Source organism: Streptomyces sp. WAC06614 (genome assembly GCF_003949795.1).
Lineage (GTDB): Bacteria > Actinomycetota > Actinomycetes > Streptomycetales > Streptomycetaceae > Streptomyces.
On the sequence record NZ_RPRY01000472.1, the window covers coordinates 1 to 4,090 of the forward strand.

General features: G+C 72.3%; 7 protein-coding genes and 1 pseudogene. 4 read left to right on the forward strand and 4 right to left on the reverse strand.

Going from position 1 to position 4,090, the window contains the following annotated elements; genetic code table 11:
- Positions 1-388 (reverse strand): SDR family NAD(P)-dependent oxidoreductase (locus EF918_RS33335; protein ID WP_125652633.1); only part of this gene is annotated, 388 nt, incomplete at its 3' end.
- A gap of 234 nt (positions 389-622) precedes the next feature.
- Between EF918_RS33335 and EF918_RS33340 the strand changes: the two genes are divergently transcribed.
- Positions 623-1,147, forward strand: a complete 525-nt coding sequence (locus EF918_RS33340; protein WP_125652634.1) for a DUF4142 domain-containing protein — start codon at positions 623-625, stop codon at positions 1,145-1,147.
- Positions 1,148-1,329: 182 nt separating this feature from the next.
- Here the strand turns inward: EF918_RS33340 and EF918_RS33345 are convergent, their stop codons facing one another.
- Positions 1,330-1,530, reverse strand: coding sequence for a hypothetical protein (locus EF918_RS33345; protein ID WP_125652635.1), 201 nt, complete (start codon positions 1,528-1,530; stop codon positions 1,330-1,332).
- 229 nt (positions 1,531-1,759) lie between these two features.
- Between EF918_RS33345 and EF918_RS33350 the strand changes: the two genes are divergently transcribed.
- The 3 genes from EF918_RS33350 (at position 1,760) to EF918_RS33360 (ending at position 3,246) form a co-directional block, all read left to right on the forward strand.
- On the forward strand, positions 1,760-2,383 hold the full coding sequence (locus EF918_RS33350) for a DUF6328 family protein (protein WP_185922041.1): 624 nt from the start codon (positions 1,760-1,762) through the stop codon (positions 2,381-2,383).
- Between the two features lie 126 nt (positions 2,384-2,509).
- A complete protein-coding gene (locus tag EF918_RS33355; protein ID WP_125652636.1) occupies positions 2,510-2,878 on the forward strand; it encodes a hypothetical protein in 369 nt (122 codons plus the stop codon).
- A gap of 122 nt (positions 2,879-3,000) precedes the next feature.
- Entirely contained in the window at positions 3,001-3,246 is a 246-nt protein-coding gene (locus EF918_RS33360) for an EF-hand domain-containing protein (RefSeq protein ID WP_185922042.1), read from the forward strand.
- A 16-nt stretch (positions 3,247-3,262) separates the two neighbouring features.
- Here the strand turns inward: EF918_RS33360 and EF918_RS33365 are convergent, their stop codons facing one another.
- Together EF918_RS33365 and EF918_RS38775 are read right to left on the reverse strand one after the other, a co-directional pair.
- Complete coding sequence (locus tag EF918_RS33365) at positions 3,263-3,928, reverse strand: response regulator transcription factor (protein ID WP_125652638.1); 666 nt, start codon at positions 3,926-3,928, stop codon at positions 3,263-3,265.
- Positions 3,925-4,090 (reverse strand): annotated as a pseudogene (locus EF918_RS38775) (sensor histidine kinase); the annotation flags it as partial. The gene EF918_RS33365 and the pseudogene EF918_RS38775, both read right to left, overlap by 4 nt.

Consider the following 4,090-nt stretch of genomic DNA (forward strand, 5'->3'; position numbering starts at 1 on the left):
GCTGGCGCCGCATGACCGCCACCGCGGCGCGCGCGCCGTTCACGGCGCCGACGACGTTGATGTCGAGCAGGCGCCGCAGCTCCCGTACCGGCACCTGGTCGAACCGGCCCAGGATGCCCACGCCCGCCGCGTTCACCCATACGTCGATCCGGCCGAACCGGGCCACCGCGGTGTCGGCCAGCACGCCGACGGCCCGTTCGTCGGCCACGTCCGTCGGCACGGCGACCGCCTGCCCACCACGGGCCCGGCACACCTCGGCCACCTGCTCCAGCGCGGCGCCGCTGCGGGCGGCCAGCACCACGCGCGCACCCTGCCGCGCGCACGCCACGGCGGTGGCCCGGCCGATCCCGCTCGAAGCACCGGTGACCACGACGACAGCGCCGTCCATCTTCACGTCCCGCCTCTGACCGCAATCGCCCCCTTCATGCGCCGGGACGGCGGCGGCCGCGGCGGGGGCGGACGCGGCGACCAGCGTGCCCGGGAAGCGGCGCGGGAACGGTCGCCCGCCCCTCCCTCGCCGAACGTTTGCGCATGCGCGACGGGGTAGGCGCCCGGAGGAACCGGCCGTCCGGGCCGCCGCCCTCCGTCCGGCGACCGGCCGCTCCAGGAGAGGAAGATCGCCATGCGCCATTCAGCATGCACCGCAGCCTGTGTCCTCGCGGCCGCAGCAGGACTGTGCGCGCCCGCCGCCCACGCCGCACCGTACGGGAGCAACGACGACGAGAAGTTCGTTGTCGCCGTCCACCAGGCCAATCTGGCCGAGATCGCCGCGGGCGAGGACGCGGGGAAGAACGCGCAGGACTCCTGCGTCAAGGACGTGGGTGCCCTGCTCGTCAAGGACCACACGAAGCTCGACGCGGACGTGAAGGAACTCGCCGACAAGCTGAACATCACCCTGCCCGCCACTCCGACGCCGGAGCAACAGCAGCAGCTGAAGAACGTCCAACAGAAGGCCGGCTCCCCGGACTACGACAAGTCCTGGCTGACCCTGCAGGAAACCGGCCACAAGGCCACGCTCGCCCTGCTGGACCAGCAGGTCGACACGGGCGGCAACCCCGACGTCACCGCAGCGGCCGAAAAGGCCCGGCCCGTCGTCTCCATGCACCTCGACATGGTCCGCGGCGGCACTTGCCACCCCATGAGCTGACCCTTCCGGGCGGCCTGAGCGGCGAGGGCGACCGGATCGCGTGCTGGACGCTGCACCACGAGTCCGGTCTTCGAGGAATCGGCGGCTGCGACGCCGACCTTCAGGCCTGACAGGGCCACCGCGGCCCTGTCAGGCAGACCGCTCGGGGCGATGCCCGCCCTGATGCCGTGCGCCTGCCGGCGTCACTCGGAAGCGCCGGGCTTCTTGGTCCCCATGACGTCCTGCGCGGTCTCCTTGACCTTGTGGGCCATGTCCTGGATCCGGCTCTTTCCTTCCGAGGAGGTCCGGTCGCGCCGGCGCTGCTCCTCGGGGGACATGTCCTCCTCGCCGGTCACGCGTTCCAGCGGCGACCTGTCGTCCGTCCTCTCCTCGCGGTCAGGCATGACGACACTCCTTCCTCTCTCGTGCAGGGACTTCCCTTGTGCTGAGACCGGGCGCCTGTCCCTTTCCGTCGACTTCAACCACTCCCGTCACACGTTCCCGTGTGCTGTGCGAGGCGACCGGGTAGGCGGGGCACCAGATCGGTCGTCCCTGGAGGTGACCTCCCATGGCAGCCAGATGCACCTTTGATCGTCCCGCTGCGAGCGGCTCGCCCGTACCGGGTGGTTCCCGTTGATCGCCCGGGCCGCGAACGTCGGGCAGCGGCAGGAGACGTGCGACGAGCGTGCCGACCGCCTCTGGGTGGAGCTGATGCACGAGGTACGGGTGGTCCTGACCGCCGTCCAGTTGTTCGTCGCCTTCCTCCTCGCGGTCGCCTTCACCCCCGCCTTCGGCCGGCTGGATCACACCGACCGCATCCTGTACCTGCTCTGCCTGCTGTGCGGGGCGGGCGCGATGGCCGGCCTGACGGGCCCGGTCGTGCTCCACCGGATGGTCACCGGCCTGGAGCTGAAGTCCGAAACCGTCGCCTGGGCCTCCCGACTCCTCGCCGCCGCCCTGGTCCTGCTGCTGGCCATGTCCTTGCTGGGCTTCCTGGTCGTCCTGCGCCAGATCACCGGCGCGACCACGGCCCTCCTGCTGAGCGCCGCGCTGGGGCTCTGGTGCGCCGTGTGCTGGGCCGTCCCCGCCCTCGTGCTGCGCCGCCGCAACCGCCTCCGCGGTGTGGGCGCCCTCCCGCAGGGACGGGGCCCGGCGCTCGCGCAGCGGAGCCCTGGACCGGGCGTGTGGCACGTACGGCACGTTCCTCACCAGCCCACCGCGGCCGCGGACCCGCTGCCGGCCTTCGACGAGAGGTGAGCCGACGACCGCGGGGTCCTTCCGGTCGCGTGCCGCAGAGATATGTGCCCCGCGTGCGGGTAGGCGCCCTCGCCCGAGGGTGGGAGACACCGAGCGCCGAGCGCAGGGAGGAGCCGTGAACGAGGTATGGCCATGACACCCGCCGCGGTCGCCCGCGGCCAAGGACTGTTCAACGTGGTCGGCGGCCTGTGGCCCCTGGTATCGCTTCCCACCTTCGAGAGGGTCTACGGGCCCAAGCAGGACGACTGGCTTCAGAAGACGTCGGGCGGCCTGCTGCTGGCCTCCGGAATCGCCATGCTCGCCGCCTCCCGGGACCCGGCCGGCATCCGGCACGCCCGTCTGACGGGCATCGGAACCGCAGTGACGTTCCTCGCCGTCGACCTCGTCTACGTCCCCCGCCGCCGCATCCCGGCGACGTACCTCATGGACGCGGCCAAGGAGATCGCCTGGCTGGCCTGCTGGCTCCGCGCCGGCCGCACCACGCCGTCCGCCTGAGCGCCTCGGCGGACGAACCCGCACCGTACAGGTCCTGCTCGACCCGGCACTGGGCCGCCTCAGGTTTCGCCGCCCGGATGACGGGCAACCGCTCCCGCACACGGAGTAAGGGGGACGGTGCCATGGAGGGTGAGTCCGACGCGTGCACGGAGGTGCGGGCCGCGTTCGGGAGGTTCGACACGGACGACGACTGGCTGCTCGACATGTCCGAGTTCGGCCGGGCCCTCGCCCGGCTCACGGGCCGCGACAGAAGCCCGCAGGAGGTGGAGCGGCTGTTCCTCGTCGCCGACGTGGACGGGGACGGCCTGATCTCCCTCCCCGAGTTCGAGGACTGCGTGACCCAGGCACGGTGCAGCCGGTCGGGCTGACGCGGCACGGGGGGTGTCACGCCGGGTGGACCAGGCGGCTGTCATAGGCGAAGACGACCGCCTGGATGCGGTCGCGGAGCCCGAGTTTCTGCAGGATCCGCCCGACGTGGCCCTTCACGGTCGCCTCGGCGAGGCTCAGGTCGGCCGCGATCTCGGCGTTGGACAGGCCGCTGCCCACCTTGACGAGGACGTCGCGTTCCCGCGTGCTGAGGCGGCTGAGCCGCTCGTCGTGGTGGTCGGGCCGGCTCCGGTGAGGGAGCTGCGCCCGGAGGTCGTCGAGCAGGCGGCGGGTGATCCTCGGGGCGAGAACGGCGTCGCCCGCGGCCACGTTGCGTATCGCGGTGAGGAGCTCCTCGGGCCTGGTGTTCTTCAGCAGGAAGCCGCAGGCTCCGGCGGCGAGTCCGGCGAAGGCGTAGGCGTCGAGGTCGAAGGTGGTGAGGATCAGCACCTTGCTGCCGGGGGAGACGTCGGTGAGTCGCCGGGTCGCCTCGATGCCGTCGGTCCCGGGCATCCGGACGTCCATCAGGACGACGTCCGGGCGCAGTTCCCGGGTGAGGCGTACGGCCTCGTCGCCGTCCGCGGCCTCGCCGACCGCTTCCATGTCGGGCTGGGCGTCCAGGATCGTGCTGAACGCCATCCGCAGCAGCGCTTCGTCGTCGGCGACCAGGATGCGGATCGTCATGCGGGAGCCGCTCCGTCGCTGGCGCTGGCGCTGGCGCTGTCCCTGTCGCCGGCGAGGTGGAGGCGCGTGTGGACGTGCCAGCCGCCGCCCGGGAGCGGTCCCGCGCGCAGGGTCCCCCCGTGAACGGCCGCGCGCTCGCGCATACCGGCGATGCCCTGGCCG